Raw genomic sequence first — 15,916 nt, 5'->3', positions numbered from 1 at the left:
TCTAATTACAAGTTTAAAAAACGGTATCAGTTAATTGTGTGGCATGCTCAGGATAATCAGTAGTATAATGTAAGCCCCTACTCTCCTTTCTTTGCATAGCTGATTTAATCACCAGATAGGCAGTTTGAATTACATTCCTAAGCTCGCAGAGTTTAACAGAAACCTTGTTCTTCTTATAAAATTCTTCAGTCTCCTGATAAATTAAGAAAAGACGTCTGTGTGCACGCTCTAACCTGAAATCTGAACGAACTATCCCGACATAATCTCCCATAATCTTCTGCAGTTCTCTTAAATTGTGCGTCACCAAAACATCCTCATTACTTTGAATTACACCATTATCATCCCATTCTGGAATATCATCAGGAATAACATTCTTTTTAAAATTTTCTATGGCATCCTGATAAATGCGGTGTGCAAAAACTGTTGCTTCGAGTAAAGAATTAGATGCCAAGCGGTTAGCACCATGTAAGCCCGTAGAGGAGCATTCCCCACAAGCATATAAATTTTTTATAGACGACCGTCCGTATTCGTCTACTAAAATACCACCACACATATAATGAGAAGCAGGCGTTACGGGGATATAATCTTTAGTCATATCTATTCCGATAGACAAACATTTTGCATATATATTAGGAAAGTGCTTTAATATATCGGCCTTCTTACGCATGGTAATGTCTAAATAAACAAAGTCATCACCAGATTTCTTCATTTCAGCATCAACCGCACGCGCAACTATATCTCTGGGAGCCAATGATTTACGCTCATCATACTCTTGCATAAATTCTTCCCCATTCTTTCTCCTTAAAACACCACCAAAGCCCCTTACAGCCTCAGAAATTAAAAAAGAAGGATACTCACCAGGATGATATAAAGCCGTTGGATGGAACTGTATAAACTCCATATTCCTTACTTTTCCCTTGGCACGATAAACCATTGCCATTCCATCGCCTGTTGCAATAACCGGATTTGTAGTAGCAGAATACACGTGGCCCGCACCGCCAGAAGCCATTACCGTAACACTTGCTAAGATCTTTTCCACATCGTTAAGCTCTGTGTTAAAGGCATATATCCCGTAACAGTTAATATCTTCAGTACGTTTATCCACAAATTCCCCCAGGTGATGCTGGGTAATTAACTCCAAAGCAAAGTAATGTGTTAATATCTCTATGTTGGGATTCTCATGAATTTCATTTAGTAGTACCCGTTCAATCTCATATCCTGTGATATCTTTATAGTGCAAAACACGGTGTTCAGAGTGCCCTCCCTCCTTCGCTAAATCGTAGAAACCTGAGTTGTCCTTATCGAAATTAATACCATAATCTATGATCTCCTGAATACGCTGAGGCCCCTCTTTTACAACGATTTCCACAATTTTTTCATCGCATAAACCGTCGCCGGCAATGAGCGTATCTTGTATATGTTTTTCAAACGAATCATCTTTATCCACAACAACAGCTACACCTCCCTGGGCATACTTTGTATTGGATTCATCCTCGTTCGACTTTGTAACGATTAAAACCTTGCCATATTTAGCAGCTTTAAGTGCGAAACTCAAACCCGCTATACCTGAACCAATTACCAGAAAATCTACTTTTCTCATTAAAAAAACCTTTAAGTTATAAACGATGTTAATAACTATGGAACAAATGTTAACTCTATGTCTAAATTATTCTAACAAATAAATTTGAATGTTTAAAGCTACTTTAAAAAGACAATTTGCCACAATCTTTTAAGCAATTTTTAACCACATTTGTACAAGTAATTAACTTTTCACACACTTATAAACAATTAACATTCGGATATTGATAATTTTTGAAGCTGTTTTTGATAGTGCTGAGAATCAATCTTATGATATTATAAAAATGTAATCCAAATGTTAGTAAACCATTAATAACTTAAATGGAAGAATGTTTTTTTTAAACTTGTCAACAATACTAACACACTAATAAACATTAAAGATTTATTTAATTAAAATATTTATTAATTATTGAGACGTTGAAAGCTTGTATCTTTGAGCACCTCAAAAAAATTGAAGGAAATTAACAATGAACATAGATGTCCTAGAAGAAATCAATAAAAAGGGATTTGTTGAGGAGTATATAGATCCAACGCTAGACCTTTTTGCTGAGATTGAAAGATTAAAAAAGGAAAAAAACGCAATTATACTTGCACATTATTATCAAGAACCTGATATTCAGGATATTGCAGATTATATTGGTGATAGTTTAGGCCTATCTCAGGAAGCTGCTAAAACTGATGCTGATGTAATTGTGTTTGCAGGTGTACATTTCATGGCAGAAACGGCGAAGATTTTGTCGCCTAACAAAAAGGTTTTATTACCCGATGTTAAGGCAGGTTGTTCTTTAGCTGATAGTTGTCCACCACACCTGTTTAAAAAGTTTAAGGAAAAATATCCAGATCACCTGGTAATCACTTACGTAAACTGCACGGCCGAATTAAAAGCTTTAAGTGACATTGTTTGTACAAGTACCAATGCGGTGCAGATTGTGGAAAGCCTGCCAAAAGATCAAAAGATTATTTTCGGTCCTGATCGAAATTTAGGTGCCTATGTGGCTAAGAAGACTGGCAGAGACCTGGTGCTCTGGAATGGTGCTTGTATGGTACATGAGATTTTCTCGCAGGAAAAAATTACCAAGCTAAAGGAACGGCATCCAAATGCTAAATTTATTGCCCATCCGGAATGTGAGGAAGTGGTTTTAAAAATGGCTGATTACATCGGGTCTACGACAGGTTTATTGAAGTATACCATCAGCAATCCTGCAACTGAATTTATTGTGGCAACTGAAAGTGGAATTATCCATCAGATGGAGAAGGCTAATCCGACTAAAACTTTTATACCTGCGCCACCCAATAACAGCTGCGCATGTAACGATTGTCCGTATATGAAGCGAAATACACTCGAAAAATTGTATTTATGTATAAAAAACGGCAGCCCCGAAGTAACTGTACCTGATCATATTATCGAAGAAGCAAGGAAGCCGATTCAAAGAATGCTGGACATTTCGGCCGAATTGGGTCTTTAAGCCTGATAAGCATCCGAGGTTTTTAGGTTGCCTGTGCGCAGTAACCTTCGGATGTTTTAATGCAACAACTATGGAAAAAAATAACATCCTTAAAAATTATGCAGGTTTGCTTTGGCTTTTGGCAGGTATTGTTGTTGGAAGCATTGTGGGCTTAATTTTTGGGACGAAAGTTGAAAGTATTAAGCCACTGGGCGATATCTTTCTTAATCTTTTGTTTACGGCTGTTATTCCATTGGTATTTTTCGCGGTTTCTTCAGCAATTGCGAATATCGATAGATCCAAAAAGCTAGGTAAATTATTGACTATTATGGTTTTAGTTTTCCTTTCTACGGTGTTGATATCTGCAATGTTAACTTTACTTGCCACCTGGATTTTTCCAATTCATCAGGAACTGGCTGCAGGTACTGCAAACCTCAAAGAAGAAAAAATAGAATCAATTGGCCAACAGATGACCCAGTTGCTTACAGTAGGAGAGTTTTTTGAAATTGGAAGCAGGAAAAATATGCTTGCATTGATCATATTTTCTGTATTGGTGGGCTTTTCTACATTGTATTCCGGTGAATCTGGAGATGCATTCAAAAAGTTCCTGGTTTCGGGCAATGAAGTAATGAAAAAGCTCATCATTTTGATAATGAAATTAGGACCTATTGGTTTAGGAGCATATTTTGCCTATCAGGTTGGTGTTTTCGGGCCTCAGCTTTTTGGTACCTATGCTAAAGCACTGGGTTTGTATTATGGTGTTGGTGCATTTTATTTTATTGTTTTCTTCACTTTGTATGCTTTTATAGCCGGAGGATTTAAGGCAATAAAACTATTTTGGAAAAACAACATTGTCCCTTCCCTTACTTCGGTAGGTACTTGTAGTAGTATTGCAACTATTCCGGCGAACTTAGATGGAACTTTAAAAATGGGTGTCCCGGCCTATATTGCTAACGTAACCATTCCGTTGGGTGCTACTTTACATAAAGATGGCTCCAGTATCAGTTCTATTATTAAGATTGCTGTAGTTTTTGCAATCTTCGGAAAGGAATTGGTACAGGTAGATACCATTATTTTGGCATTGGGCATCACGGTTTTAGTAAGTATAGTGGAAGGAGGAATCCCAAATGGAGGATATATTGGTGAATTATTGATGATATCAGCATATCAATTACCACCTGAAGCATTACCGCCAGCTATGATTATTGGTACGCTCGTAGATCCGATGGCAACGTTGCTAAATGCTACCGGAGATAATGTGGCTGCTATGTTGATTGCCAGATTTACGGAGGGTAAGAATTGGATGCAGGAGAAGATCTTATCTTCTTAAATACCTGGATGTTATAAAATACCATTTGTGTATTTAGTAAATTTATAGAAAGATAGGGGCAGCTGCCCCATTATTGAAAAAGATTGATAATATGTTTGAAAATAAAGAACGTACTGACATTAATGAATTAGGAGAATTTGGACTGATTAGGCATTTAACAGATCATTTCGAAATTAAAAATGAACAGTCGGTTAAAGGCATTGGAGATGATGCAGCAGTAATAGATGCAAATGGAAAGCAGATTCTGGTATCAACTGATTTGTTGTTAGAAGGAATCCATTTTGACCTGGCCTATGTGCCATTAGTACACCTGGGTTACAAAGCGGTACAAGTTAATTTGAGCGATATATATGCCATGAATGGTGTGGCGAGCCAAATCACTGTTTCCTTAGGTTTATCGAGTAAATTTCCTTTGGAAGCTGTTGAAGAAATTTATAAAGGAATAGAACTGGCTTGCAAAAAATATAACGTTGATGTAATTGGTGGGGATACTTCCTCCAGTAAACAGGGCTTAGTGATCAGTATAACTAGTATTGGTTATGCTGATGCTGATAAAGTGGTATACAGAAATGGTGCACAGGAGCATGATTTATTGTGTGTATCGGGTGATTTAGGTGGTGCTTATCTTGGACTTCAGATTTTAGAAAGAGAGAAGTTGATTTATTTGGAAAATCCTCAGATTCAACCGGATCTGGAGGGAAAGGATTATATTATTGAGCGTCAGTTGAAGCCTGAAGCCCGTAGAGATATTGTGGCTTTATTAGCGGATATGGATATCAAACCTACTTCAATGATTGATGTTTCTGATGGTTTGGCATCTGAAATATTACACCTGGCATCACAATCCGATAAAGGAATTACAATTTATGAAGAAAAAATTCCCCTGGATCCAATGACTTACGAAACTGCAAGAGAATTAGGATTAGACCCAACTGTTTGTGCTTTAAGTGGGGGTGAAGATTATGAATTGTTATTTACCATCAGCCAGGAAGATTATAAAAAATTAAAACATGACGTAGATATCACCGTAATTGGGCATGTTACGGATAAAAATTCGGGCTGTAAAATGATCTCTAAATCGGAGAAAGTACACGAGTTGAAAGCACAGGGATGGAATGCTTTTAAGAAATAGTTAACACAATAAAAATAATTATAATGTCGTCATCTGAGGTTCAACTGAAATGTTGCCCTGTGACGACATTTTATTTTAATAGCTGCGTGACTCACCAACCATCTTAAGTAAGCACTGACAGATTATACCAGATTCAGCTATAAAATTGAGGTACTATACAGAGATGATAATTTTTTAAAAAAAATCGTTTAAAGGCATTTAAATAAATTTTACTACCTTTGTAGGTTTGGTTAATTTTATTGTTAAATCCAATAATTTAAAGCTTCGGTCCCTTTTGTGACTCAGAATGCTTAATCAACCCACTCAACTTATCTGTTAGAACATGCGCTCATAGCATTAAAATATAGTTAACTCTCCTCCCCGTCTAAATACTTCAGGTCAATTTGCTTAGTGGCTTTAGCACCTAGTCTTTTAATTTTTTCAGAGGTATTAGTCAAGTTTCCTGTACCAACTGATAGTTTGTTGACCGCCTTATCATAAGCATCCTGGCCTTGCTTCATATATCGGCCAATGTTCTCCATATCAGCCATAAAGCCCACAAACTTATCATACATACTACCACTTAAACGGGCAATTTCCATTACATTTCTGTTCTGTCTTTCTTGTTTCCACATGCTGGCGATGGTACGTAAGGTGGCTAATAAGGTAGAAGGGCTTACAATCACAACCCGCCTGTCCCAGGCGAAATTGAATAATTCTGCATCTTTTTGCACTGCAATACTAAAAGATGATTCAATCGGAACGAAAAGCAAAACAAAGTCTGGAGAATTAATCTGGTACAGGTCCTGGTAGTTTTTGCTTGATAGCTCTTGTACGTGTTGTTTAATAGAGGCTAAATGCTGTTTTAAATAGCCTTCACGCTCTTCGTCAGACTCAGCCGATACAGATCGCTCATAAGCAACTAATGATACCTTAGCGTCTACAATAAGGTGTTTATCATCAGGAAGGTCAATGACTACATCGGGCTGGTAGCGACCGCCTTCGGCGGATACCAGCGAGGCTTGAATGCGATATTCCTGATCGCGAACGAGTCCTGACCGCTCTAAAACTTTCTCGAGGATTACCTCACCCCAGTTTCCCTGCTTTTTGCTATCACCTTTTAAAGCTTTTGTTAAATTATTAGCATCCTCCTGAATCTGTTTACTCTGGTCCATCAATAAGCCAATTACTCCTTTTAAGCTGTTTCTTTCATCAGATTCAGCTTTATAAACCTTTTCAACCTTTTCTTCAAATGCTTTAATATTTTCCTTCAGCGGATTTAGTATAATGTCCAGATTAGCTTTATTGTTTTCTACAAACTTATTCGATTTCTCTTCCAATATTTTGTTGGCGATAAGTTCAAAATCTTTGTTGAGTTTCATTTGAGATTGTTCCAGTTGAACTTTCTGTTCGGCCAGTTTTTCTTTTTCGGCCTGGTAAAAAGAGCGGGTACTTTCTAACTCGCGATTGGCGTCTGCCAACCGGTCTCGTTCTGTCTGGAGCTCATCTATCAAACGTTTTTGTTCTTCTTTCAATAGCGCAGTAATGTGTTCTTTTTCAGTTGTCAGGTTAGCAACACGCTCTTCTGTTTTGGCTAAATTTATTTTTAAGGCATTATTTTCTGTAATAACTGTTTCAAAATCCAGAGATGATATTGCAGTTCCGGATTGATTTTTCTTGAAAATAAGTATGATCAAAGCAATCACAATAACAGCAAGAAGCCCAATAATGACGATTTCCATAATGATAAAAATTTTAGCAAAAATCGAAATTTTAAATAGCTTTACCAAAAAAATTCGTTTAGATAAAGCTATGTTAAGCCACAAAAAATAATTATCATTGAACTTTAAATCGTATAAATGAACCAGTTAACTGTATTAATCTCCTGCCCTGACCAGGTAGGTTTAGTAACACACATCACCAATATTTTGGCTAACCACCAGTTGAATATCATCGCTATGCGGGAGTTTGTTGATGAAGAAAACAAAGCTTTTTTTACCAGGATAGCCTGTACGGGGCTTTTGGATAGCACAGAAGGTTTAAAAACCGAATTACTGAACAGTTTACCAGGGCAGGCTGAGGTGAATGTTATTACTCAACAAGACAAGAAAATTGCAGTATTGGTTACCAAAGAATACCATTGCCTGGCAGAGATTCTGATTAAAAATCAATTTAAAACACTCGGAGCTGAAGTTCAATGCGTAATTGGTAATTACGAGGATTTAAGAGATTTTACCGAAAAATTGGGAATACCTTATTTCTATGTTACGCATACAGAGAAGGAAAAAAGCCAGTTTGAAGCGGAGATTAAAGGTATTATAGACCAATTTGAAGTTGATTATGTGGTTTTAGCCAAATTTATGCGCATTCTTTCAGCAGATTTTGTAAAGGATTATGCTGGTAAAATTATCAATATTCATCACTCATTTTTACCGGCATTTATTGGAGCAAATCCCTATCGGCAAGCGTTTGAAAGAGGGGTCAAAATTATTGGCGCAACGGCACATTTTGTAACGAATAATTTGGACGAAGGGCCTATAATTACGCAACATACTGCTCCCGTTGACCATAACTTTAGCGTAAAGGACATGGTTAGGGCCGGAAAGGAAATAGAGAAGAAAGTACTTTTAGATGCTTTGGCTTTAGTGGTTGAGGATCGGGTTTTTGTAAGTGGCAATAAAACCATCGTATTCAAATAAATAGTTTGTAGCCGTAATTTCCAGGTTGATTTTTAGTGTTGTTCAATTTTGAGTATAAGACTTTTCCAAATGGCAATAAAAAGGCTTATATTAGAATACACACAAATGTTTACTTATGAGATTCTTAACTATGCTCCTGCTGATGCTTTATGCTACAGCAGTAAAGGCCCAAACGACTTTAAAATTTGACCAGCGTCTTATTGACTGTGAAAACAAATGGATTGTAGCTGCAACAGATTCAAGTTATGCCTTTGGCTTTGTTTATTTGGATAATTCTGCTGGATTAACCCTTAATGTAGCGGGGACTTTTACTCAGGATGGGCAGAGGCTTATTCCTAAAAAAATAGATCCTGCAAAAGTGAGGATTTCATCTACAGCAGTAAAAGTAGCCTTATTACCAAGTTTATGGTTTAAGGAATTGGAAATTACAGAAAACCCTTCCTGGTTGTCATTTTTTAAGACGAGCGATGAGGATATCAACAGGCTTTTTAGGTTAGGATCTACATATAATCAATGGAATGACCCAACTACAGCATTGAAATATTTAAATGCTGTAAGAAAAAAGAACAGCAAATATCCGGGTTTGGACATAGAGTTTTCGAGAGCTTTTATCGAGCAGAAAAAATATCAGCGTGCAGAAGCTTACACCACTGATGCTATATATAGTGTGATGGATGAAAAAAATAACTGTAATTTATATGGTAACCAGGTTTTTTCTTTAACTGGCGGCAATAAAATGGATAATGCTGAGGAAATTTATCGTCACGCTTTGTGCGAATGCAAAGAGGAAGTAACTAAGGCTGAGATGGCATACAACATCGCTTTCCAATATTTTAAGTTAAAAAACAAGGAAAAATTACAATATTGGAGAAAAGAAGTTGACAGGTGGATAGTACCCATTAGTTACACCGAGAAAATTGACCAGATGTTGAAACAACTACAGTAATTTTAAAACCTCATTAGCCAAATCCTCACCAGTTTGCGATCCAATGGCTACTCCCATTCCGTTACAGCGTGTAGCATAACTGATATTAGCATCCACTGTAGATATTAATGGTTCGAGTATTGAACCAAAAGACATAATTCCACTCCAGCGCAGATCTATTTCAAAATATTGCCGGGGTAGAATTACAGTTTTTAACAGCTCTTCTAAAGATGCCTGAACCAATTCGGTTTCACCAAATTCGGTGGTTTCCTCTGACTTAAAATCTAAATTTCTACCACCACCTAAAAGTATGCGCTGGTTAATATTACGGAAATAGTAGAAACCTTTATCATAATGAAAAGTTCCCGTTAATTTTAGATTAGGAATGGGTTTAGTAATTAACACCTGGCCTCTTCCAGGCTTAATGTTCAATTCTGGCAATAGTGTTTGTACAAAAGCATTTGTTGCAATGGCCAATTGATTGCAGTGAAATTCTCCGGCAGGAGTTTTTAATGTTATAGATTTTTCTTCATTTATGATTTCTGATACTTCGCAATTATTGAAAATGCTGATTCCTGTTTTTTGCGCATGTTCAATTAATGCAAACATCATTTTACCGGTATCTATCTGGGCTTCGTATTTATTGAAAATAAGCTGGCTAATGTTCTTAAAGCCAAATACATCAATTTTTTCATTGCATACCGAAAAAGTATTCTTTCCTACAATATCATCCAGCAATTGGTTAAAATGTTCAATTTTCGCTACACTGTGTTGGGTGGTACTGTGATCAGTTTTTTTAAATAATTCATAGCCTCCAAAGCAATGATAATCCATTGTTTTATCACCAATCAGTTTACGGAGTTTGAGCAAACCTTTCCATCGGCTTTCTATGAGTTTTGCAAGGCCGTCAGAACCAGCTGTTTTTTCTTGTTCAATGAGTTCTGAAATACTGCCGAAGCAAGCAAAACCCGCATTTTTAGTGCTGGCACCTGAAGGCAGGAAACCACGCTCCAGCACAGCAATTTTTAAATTTGGGGATGTTTTCTTTAGGTGGATTGCACAGCTTAAACCAACTATACCGCTGCCAATAATTATGACATCATAATTAAAAAAACTATGCTTTTCCCAGTATGAAAGTGTGCATTTCATTTGATAAATGTAATATATTTTGATCACCAAATAATATGGGAACGCTTTTTGATATAATTGAAATGAAAAACATACATAAGAACAATGGGAGTTTATTTAATATTAATCGTCCCGGTATTATTGCTGAGCATGTTTGTGCAATGGCGCTTTAGGAATAAATTTTCTAAGTACGCAGAAATGCAACTTAGCTCAGGTTTATCGGGCAAGGAGGTAGCAGAGAGAATGCTACACGATAGTGGGATTTACGATGTGAAGGTGATGAGTACCGAAGGACAATTAACAGATCATTACAACCCAACAGATAGAACAGTCAATTTAAGTACTGATGTTTACTACAGTCGAAGTGTTGCAGCAGCAGCTGTTGCCGCTCATGAATGTGGGCATGCTGTACAACATGCTAAGTCTTACTCTTGGTTAAATCTAAGAAGTACGATGGTACCGGTTGTGAGCATATCCTCTAATCTTTTACAATGGGTTTTATTAATAGGTGTTTTGTTAATCAGTTTTACCGGCAATCCAATTGTTTTGGCTATTGGAGTAGTGGGTTTAGCACTCATTACATTATTTAGTATTGTAACCCTGCCAGTAGAGTTTGATGCCAGTAACAGAGCATTGGCCTGGTTGAAAAACAATAGAGGCGTAATGCAAACAGCGGAAGAGAACAGTCAGGCGAAAGATGCATTATGGTGGGCTGCAATGACCTATGTTGTTGCTGCAGTGGGTGCACTCGCTAACCTGCTTTACTATGCTTCTATGCTATTTGGAAGAAGCCGGGATTAAAAAATACTAGCTATGAAAAACGAAGCGGTTAAGGTTTACTCCTTGCCGCTTTTTTAGTTTTAACGGTTCACTGGTCACGTGTCACTGGTCATCAGTCATTAGTCACTGGTCATTTGTCATTAATCATTAGTCATGGGAAATGGGGGAAATCCATATGAGGATTATCAGGGCTTACTATAATATAAACTCCAATTTGAAAGTCGTAGCGATACGCTTTAACTAAAAAGGATTGATTGCAAAAATATCTGCAATAAATGCAAGGGTAACAAATCAATAGATTGACGAGCCACACTTAGCGAAAAGCTTTAAAAAATTAATTAAGCTTATAAGGAGCGATTAGTTGAAACTCAGGAATATCTACGTCAAATTCTGCTTCATCCATTAAACGTTTCATTAAATAAGTACCCCGCATGCTTCCCATATCCGTTTTGAGATTACATCCGGAAACATAAACGTGAGTTTCTCCGGGGTTGATAACAGGCTGTAAACCAACTACACCCTCCCCTTCTACTTCTCTGCGGCTACTGTTTGAATCAAAAATGAACCATTGACGGCGTAAAAGCTGTACAGCATAATCAGTAAGATTGGATATTTCTACCCGGTAAGCGAACATAAAATGTTCATTCGAAGGATTGGAATACTCCGGTTGGTATACGGTTTCTACCGAAACCTTAACTCCATCTGTAATTGCTGTAACCATGGTGACTAATACGAATGTACAAAATGCTTTTCAAAAATCAAGCCATTACTTTTGTTGCGTCGTAATTGGCGAATTTTTCTGCTACTTCTTCTAAAATGCTGTAAATGTTGCTGATATCCGGTTCTGCTACTAAACGCATCCGGTAAGGTTTAAAATCTGGCAAGCCTTTGAAATAATTGGCATAGTGACGACGCATTTCAAAAATGCCGGTTTTGGGTCCTTTCCATTGGATAGATTTTTCTAAATGTGTTCTACACACATTGATTCGCTCTTCAATAGTAGGTCCTGCCAGGTGTTCTCCTGTTTTAAAGAAATGTTTTACTTCTCTAAAAATCCAGGGGTAACCGATAACTGCCCGGCCAATCATGATACCATCCACCTCATATTCCATTCGCCAGTTTGCTGCTTTTTCCGGGCTATCCACATCTCCATTACCAAAAATTGGAATTTTAATGCGCGGATTACGTTTTATCTCTCTAATGAGGCTCCAGTCTGCTTCGCCTTTGTAAAGCTGTGCTCTGGTACGGCCATGAATTGTTAAAGCCTGAATACCTACATCTTGTAAGCGTTCGGCAACCTCGTAAACGTTTTTAGTGTTATCATCCCAACCCAGACGGGTTTTTACGGTAACGGGTAAATGTGAAGCTTTAACAACAGCATCTGTCATTTTCACCATTTTATCAATGTCTTGCAACAAACTGGAACCTGCTCCCTTACAAACAACATTTTTTACCGGACAACCATAATTAATGTCTACCAGATCGGGTCCGGCAGCAGCAGCAATCTCCGAAGCCTCACGCATATGCTCTATATCGCCACCAAAAATCTGAATCCCAATCGGCCTTTCATACTCAAAAATATCAAGCTTTTGTATGCTTTTTGCTGCGTCGCGAATTAACCCCTCTGATGAAATGAACTCCGTATACATCAAATCAGCTCCATTCTGTTTGCATACGTAACGGAAAGGAGGATCGCTCACGTCTTCCATGGGCGCCAGCAAAAGCGGGAACTCCCCTAAATCTATATTTCCTATCTTTACAGACATTTTTCTATCTTCAACACTTATAAAACATACAAAGGTACAAATAATGAATTTTGTAACACCTAACCGGGAGGAAATCAACCCTTTCTTGCAATTACTTTTACTTTTAGCTTACGCTATATTGGGTACATTAGTTTTCAGTGCATTGGCTTTGGCAATTATAATTCCTTTTTATGGATTAAATATTATTCAGGAAATTTTGGCCCAGCAGATTACCGCAAAGAACGTAAATGCATTTAAGATTCTACAATCGTTAAGTACACCAATAGGACTCATGGCAATTCCGGCCTGGGCTTTAGCGCTAACGGAGCGGAAAAAAATAAGCACCTTTTATAGTTTTAAAAAACCTTCTTTTGTGCTATTGGGTATGATTTTGATTATTATGATTGCAAGCATGCCTCTGATGGAATGGTTTACCCTTACCAACCAGAAAATGATTCTTCCTGATTTTCTGAAAAACATTGAAGTTTGGATGAGAGCAATGGAAGAGGCGGCAATGCAAACGACCATTAAACTCATTACCGTTAGAAATAATTGGGATTTCGTTATTAATTTAATTGTAATAGCAGTTTTACCGGCCATAGGTGAAGAATTGATGTTCAGAGGAGGGGTTCTGCGAAGCCTGTACCGCACTTTTGAAAATCATCATGCCGCCATATGGATCGCGGCAATTTTATTTAGCGCTATACACATGCAATTTTATGGGTTTATACCCAGAATGTTGCTGGGGGCTGGATTTGGCTATCTTTATTATTACGGAAGAAGCATCTGGTACGCGATGGCTGGTCATTTCATCAACAATGCTTATGCGGTTTGCGCGGCTTATTATATGCAAAAACATAATATTCCGTTGGAAAGAGCCGATGAACCTTTAGGATTTCCATGGTACGGGTATTTAATTAGTGCAATAATTACCATAGCTTTGTTCAAATTTTTTAAAGATATAGCACAGCGTGAGCGAAAATTGGATTAAGGTATACACAACGGCTGATGCCTTTGCTGCCGAAGTTTTGAAGCAGGGATTAACCGAATCGGGAATTCCGGCAGTAACCATGAACAAACAATTATCTGCCTATCATTTAGGTGAAATTAATGTACTCGTTCATAAAGCCGATTTTAATAAAGCCATAGAATACATTGTTGAAAATGAAATTGAATAGCGTTTTTCAAATTGACCTTTAATCTTACACCATTTACTTCTAATCTCAGATGAAAACCCGGGCAATAACCGCTTTCTTTTTTACCATAGTCATGCTGGCTTCCATTTTTTTAGGGAGTTACACATTTACGGCTTTTTACCTTATTTTGAGTGTATTGTCGCTGTTTGAGTTTTATAAACTGATCAAAAACTCAGGAATACGGCCACATAGAAATATAGGAATAATAGCAGGAGCTTTAATTTTTTTAATGGCAGCGGGTTTGCATTATTTGAAATATGATGTGAAGTATTTGCTCCTTTGTATTCCATTAATTTTTTCTGTTTTCATTACAGAACTCTATAAAAAGAATAAAATCCCATTTGCAAATATCTCTTATACTTTTGTTGGATTTGTTTATGTCACAATTCCCTTTTGCTTTTTCCATGCTTTGGGATTTTTGAAAGACTGGAATAACTACAACTTTCATTTTCCCCTGGCCTTTTTATTGATGCTATGGGCAAATGATACAGGAGCCTACTTGTTCGGTGTGAAATTTGGCAAACGTAAATTGTTTGAGCGTCACTCTCCAAAAAAAAGCTGGGAAGGTTTTTTCGGAGGCATGTTTACCAGCGTTTTGGTGGCTATTGGCCTATCCTTTATTTTTACTGAAAATATAGCTATTGTATGGGCGGGAATGGCAGTATTAATTGCCTGCTTCGGAACTTTGGGCGATTTGGTAGAATCTATGTTGAAAAGAAGCCTAGATACCAAAGATAGTGGTGGCTTGCTACCTGGACATGGTGGGCTATTGGATCGTTTTGATGGCCTTTTGTTAGCCGCCCCGGTAGTATATGCTTATCTTTATCTTATTCTTTACTAGTTTTTGGCTACAATAACAAAGTAATCCCTGGTTACCATTTCACCTGCATTGCTTTTAACTTGCTCGTTATTAGCAAGTTCATCAAAAATGGTGAATCCTGCGTTTTCAAGCAGGTTTTTCACTTTGTCCAAATGGTAAAGCTTAAAGCCATAAGGTGTGAAAGGCAGCTTTTCCATAAAGGCTTTATCTGCAAAACATAACGCAAATAAACCATTTTGTTTTATAACCCTTTTAATTTCAGTTAAATAGGCGGGTGCATCTTTCCAGAAATAAATGGTGTTAACAGTAAACACTTTATGGAAAGTTTCGTTTTTGAATGGTAATGACTGGCCATCGGTTAGTGTAAAATTAGCTCGTCCTTGTTTGATAAAAGTTTGATTTATTCTTCTTGCTTCGATGAGGATTGTTTCAGAAATGTCTGCTCCCTGATATTGAATTTCCTGGGCCTTAGCCAGCAAATATTTTAAATGACCGGCATTTCCATGACCAATTTCCAGAATATGATCCTGATTTTGTGGGCTTATTGCATCAATAGCGGCTTGAGTCATACCTTTATTGGTAAGGTTCATAGCCTCACCGGTTTTAATGCCATTTGCTCCTTCAGGGCAGCTTAATTGTTTGGCAATTGCTTTAAAATCATCAGTTGTTGGTTGATTTTCCATAATATCAAAGCTAGTTTTTGGCTAAGGGACAATGTTACATTTTTTTATATATCCCTTACAAGATTACTTGATCACCTGAACAGGTTTCTTATGCTCATCAATGGCAACAAATGTAAAGTCGCCATGTACGGCCAGTTCTCTTCCTTCGGCATACATTTGTTCGATATAAATTTCGACATTTACTTTTAAACTGGTGTTACCCACATGAATAACTTTTCCTACCAGTTCCACAATTGAGCCTGCCGGTATGGGTTTTTTAAAATCTATTCTATCGCTGCTTACAGTTACCATAATTTGCCTGCTAAAGCGTGTAGCAGTAATGAACGCCACTTCGTCCATCATGTGCATGGCTGTGCCACCAAACAGGGTATCATAATGGTTTGTGGTATTAGGAAAAACGGCTTTGAAAATACTGGTTTTAGAGTTTAATATTCTTTCTGCTAAGGTCATATGGATACAATGTGATTTAAAAATTG

Annotated in this window: 16 protein-coding genes; 9 read left to right on the top strand and 7 right to left on the bottom strand. The window is 37.3% G+C overall.

The genetic code is table 11. From position 1 onward, the window contains the following. Positions 1 to 13: 13 nt before the first annotated feature. Positions 14 to 1,600 carry an L-aspartate oxidase gene (nadB, locus tag ACQY77_RS12420; RefSeq protein ID WP_421941826.1) on the bottom strand — a complete coding sequence of 529 codons (1,587 nt, stop codon included), beginning with the start codon at positions 1,598 to 1,600 and terminating at the stop codon, positions 14 to 16. A gap of 445 nt (positions 1,601 to 2,045) precedes the next feature. On the opposite strand from nadB, the gene nadA reads away from it, so the two are divergent. The 3 genes from nadA to thiL all read left to right on the top strand — a co-directional run bounded on the left by nadA (position 2,046) and on the right by thiL (position 5,485). Then, positions 2,046 to 3,044 (top strand): quinolinate synthase NadA, encoded by a 999-nt coding sequence (gene nadA, locus ACQY77_RS12415; protein WP_421941827.1) that lies wholly within the window; start codon positions 2,046 to 2,048, stop codon positions 3,042 to 3,044. Positions 3,045 to 3,114: 70 nt separating this feature from the next. Then, positions 3,115 to 4,353, top strand: a complete 1,239-nt coding sequence (locus ACQY77_RS12410; RefSeq protein WP_421941828.1) for a dicarboxylate/amino acid:cation symporter — start codon at positions 3,115 to 3,117, stop codon at positions 4,351 to 4,353. Positions 4,354 to 4,444: 91 nt separating this feature from the next. Then, the gene (thiL, locus tag ACQY77_RS12405) at positions 4,445 to 5,485 is read left to right on the top strand and encodes a thiamine-phosphate kinase (protein WP_421941829.1); all 1,041 of its coding nucleotides are present in this window, start codon (positions 4,445 to 4,447) and stop codon (positions 5,483 to 5,485) included. Between the two features lie 347 nt (positions 5,486 to 5,832). On the opposite strand, the gene rmuC is transcribed toward thiL, so the two are convergent. Next, on the bottom strand, positions 5,833 to 7,206 hold the full coding sequence (gene rmuC / locus ACQY77_RS12400; RefSeq protein ID WP_421941830.1) for a DNA recombination protein RmuC: 1,374 nt from the start codon (positions 7,204 to 7,206) through the stop codon (positions 5,833 to 5,835). Between the two features lie 117 nt (positions 7,207 to 7,323). Here rmuC and purU point away from each other — a divergent pair, with 117 nt between their 5' ends. Together purU and ACQY77_RS12390 are read left to right on the top strand one after the other, a co-directional pair. Continuing rightward, the gene (gene purU / locus ACQY77_RS12395; RefSeq protein WP_421941831.1) at positions 7,324 to 8,163 is read left to right on the top strand and encodes a formyltetrahydrofolate deformylase; all 840 of its coding nucleotides are present in this window, start codon (positions 7,324 to 7,326) and stop codon (positions 8,161 to 8,163) included. A 115-nt stretch (positions 8,164 to 8,278) separates the two neighbouring features. After that, a complete protein-coding gene (locus ACQY77_RS12390) occupies positions 8,279 to 9,109 on the top strand; it encodes a hypothetical protein (RefSeq protein ID WP_421941832.1) in 831 nt (276 codons plus the stop codon). On the opposite strand, the gene ACQY77_RS12385 is transcribed toward ACQY77_RS12390, so the two are convergent. Beyond that, positions 9,101 to 10,237: an NAD(P)/FAD-dependent oxidoreductase gene (locus ACQY77_RS12385; RefSeq protein ID WP_421941833.1), complete on the bottom strand. Its 1,137-nt coding sequence runs from the start codon at positions 10,235 to 10,237 to the stop codon at positions 9,101 to 9,103. The genes ACQY77_RS12390 and ACQY77_RS12385 overlap by 9 nt on opposite strands. 84 nt (positions 10,238 to 10,321) lie before the next feature. Between ACQY77_RS12385 and ACQY77_RS12380 the strand changes: the two genes are divergently transcribed. Next, positions 10,322 to 11,017, top strand: coding sequence for a zinc metallopeptidase (locus ACQY77_RS12380; RefSeq protein ID WP_421941834.1), 696 nt, complete (start codon positions 10,322 to 10,324; stop codon positions 11,015 to 11,017). A gap of 313 nt (positions 11,018 to 11,330) precedes the next feature. On the opposite strand, the gene apaG is transcribed toward ACQY77_RS12380, so the two are convergent. Beyond that, positions 11,331 to 11,717: a Co2+/Mg2+ efflux protein ApaG gene (gene apaG / locus ACQY77_RS12375; protein WP_090879713.1), complete on the bottom strand. Its 387-nt coding sequence runs from the start codon at positions 11,715 to 11,717 to the stop codon at positions 11,331 to 11,333. Positions 11,718 to 11,754: 37 nt separating this feature from the next. Then, complete coding sequence (gene dusB, locus ACQY77_RS12370) at positions 11,755 to 12,762, bottom strand: tRNA dihydrouridine synthase DusB (RefSeq protein WP_421941835.1); 1,008 nt, start codon at positions 12,760 to 12,762, stop codon at positions 11,755 to 11,757. Positions 12,763 to 12,805: 43 nt separating this feature from the next. Here dusB and ACQY77_RS12365 point away from each other — a divergent pair, with 43 nt between their 5' ends. The 3 genes from ACQY77_RS12365 to ACQY77_RS12355 are packed head-to-tail and all read left to right on the top strand — an operon-like array spanning position 12,806 to position 14,778. After that, positions 12,806 to 13,732 carry a CPBP family intramembrane glutamic endopeptidase gene (locus ACQY77_RS12365; RefSeq protein ID WP_421941836.1) on the top strand — a complete coding sequence of 309 codons (927 nt, stop codon included), beginning with the start codon at positions 12,806 to 12,808 and terminating at the stop codon, positions 13,730 to 13,732. Next, on the top strand, positions 13,713 to 13,919 hold the full coding sequence (locus ACQY77_RS12360) for a putative signal transducing protein (protein ID WP_421941837.1): 207 nt from the start codon (positions 13,713 to 13,715) through the stop codon (positions 13,917 to 13,919). The genes ACQY77_RS12365 and ACQY77_RS12360 overlap by 20 nt, the downstream gene beginning before the upstream one ends. A gap of 49 nt (positions 13,920 to 13,968) precedes the next feature. Then, the gene (locus tag ACQY77_RS12355; RefSeq protein ID WP_421941838.1) at positions 13,969 to 14,778 is read left to right on the top strand and encodes a phosphatidate cytidylyltransferase; all 810 of its coding nucleotides are present in this window, start codon (positions 13,969 to 13,971) and stop codon (positions 14,776 to 14,778) included. Here the strand turns inward: ACQY77_RS12355 and ACQY77_RS12350 are convergent. Both ACQY77_RS12350 and ACQY77_RS12345 read right to left on the bottom strand, forming a co-directional pair. Continuing rightward, entirely contained in the window at positions 14,775 to 15,440 is a 666-nt protein-coding gene (locus tag ACQY77_RS12350; RefSeq protein WP_421941839.1) for a class I SAM-dependent methyltransferase, read from the bottom strand. The genes ACQY77_RS12355 and ACQY77_RS12350 overlap by 4 nt on opposite strands. A 63-nt stretch (positions 15,441 to 15,503) precedes the next feature. Beyond that, on the bottom strand, positions 15,504 to 15,890 hold the full coding sequence (locus ACQY77_RS12345) for an acyl-CoA thioesterase (RefSeq protein WP_421941840.1): 387 nt from the start codon (positions 15,888 to 15,890) through the stop codon (positions 15,504 to 15,506). Positions 15,891 to 15,916 lie beyond the last annotated feature (26 nt).

Source organism: Pedobacter sp. (assembly GCF_965279535.1).
In the GTDB taxonomy this organism is placed as follows: Bacteria; Bacteroidota; Bacteroidia; order Sphingobacteriales; family Sphingobacteriaceae; genus Pedobacter.
Note: the sequence above shows the minus strand (reverse complement) of the source record. Positions and strands in the feature narration are given on the sequence as shown.

Excerpts from the sequence above, each read along its gene's own strand:
- purU (WP_421941831.1), top strand. The coding sequence starts at position 7,324 with ATGAACCAGTTAACTGTATTAATCTCCTGCCCTGACCAGGTAGGTTTA.
- ACQY77_RS12365 (WP_421941836.1), top strand. The coding sequence starts at position 12,806 with ATGAATTTTGTAACACCTAACCGGGAGGAAATCAACCCTTTCTTGCAA.
- apaG (WP_090879713.1), bottom strand. The coding sequence starts at position 11,717 with ATGGTTACAGCAATTACAGATGGAGTTAAGGTTTCGGTAGAAACCGTA.
- nadB (WP_421941826.1), bottom strand. The coding sequence starts at position 1,600 with ATGAGAAAAGTAGATTTTCTGGTAATTGGTTCAGGTATAGCGGGTTTG.
- ACQY77_RS12385 (WP_421941833.1), bottom strand. The coding sequence starts at position 10,237 with ATGAAATGCACACTTTCATACTGGGAAAAGCATAGTTTTTTTAATTAT.
- thiL (WP_421941829.1), top strand. The coding sequence starts at position 4,445 with ATGTTTGAAAATAAAGAACGTACTGACATTAATGAATTAGGAGAATTT.
- ACQY77_RS12380 (WP_421941834.1), top strand. The coding sequence starts at position 10,322 with ATGGGAGTTTATTTAATATTAATCGTCCCGGTATTATTGCTGAGCATG.
- ACQY77_RS12410 (WP_421941828.1), top strand. The coding sequence starts at position 3,115 with ATGGAAAAAAATAACATCCTTAAAAATTATGCAGGTTTGCTTTGGCTT.
- rmuC (WP_421941830.1), bottom strand. The coding sequence starts at position 7,206 with ATGGAAATCGTCATTATTGGGCTTCTTGCTGTTATTGTGATTGCTTTG.
- dusB (WP_421941835.1), bottom strand. The coding sequence starts at position 12,762 with ATGTCTGTAAAGATAGGAAATATAGATTTAGGGGAGTTCCCGCTTTTG.
- ACQY77_RS12345 (WP_421941840.1), bottom strand. The coding sequence starts at position 15,890 with ATGACCTTAGCAGAAAGAATATTAAACTCTAAAACCAGTATTTTCAAA.
- ACQY77_RS12390 (WP_421941832.1), top strand. The coding sequence starts at position 8,279 with ATGAGATTCTTAACTATGCTCCTGCTGATGCTTTATGCTACAGCAGTA.
- nadA (WP_421941827.1), top strand. The coding sequence starts at position 2,046 with ATGAACATAGATGTCCTAGAAGAAATCAATAAAAAGGGATTTGTTGAG.
- ACQY77_RS12350 (WP_421941839.1), bottom strand. The coding sequence starts at position 15,440 with ATGGAAAATCAACCAACAACTGATGATTTTAAAGCAATTGCCAAACAA.
- ACQY77_RS12355 (WP_421941838.1), top strand. The coding sequence starts at position 13,969 with ATGAAAACCCGGGCAATAACCGCTTTCTTTTTTACCATAGTCATGCTG.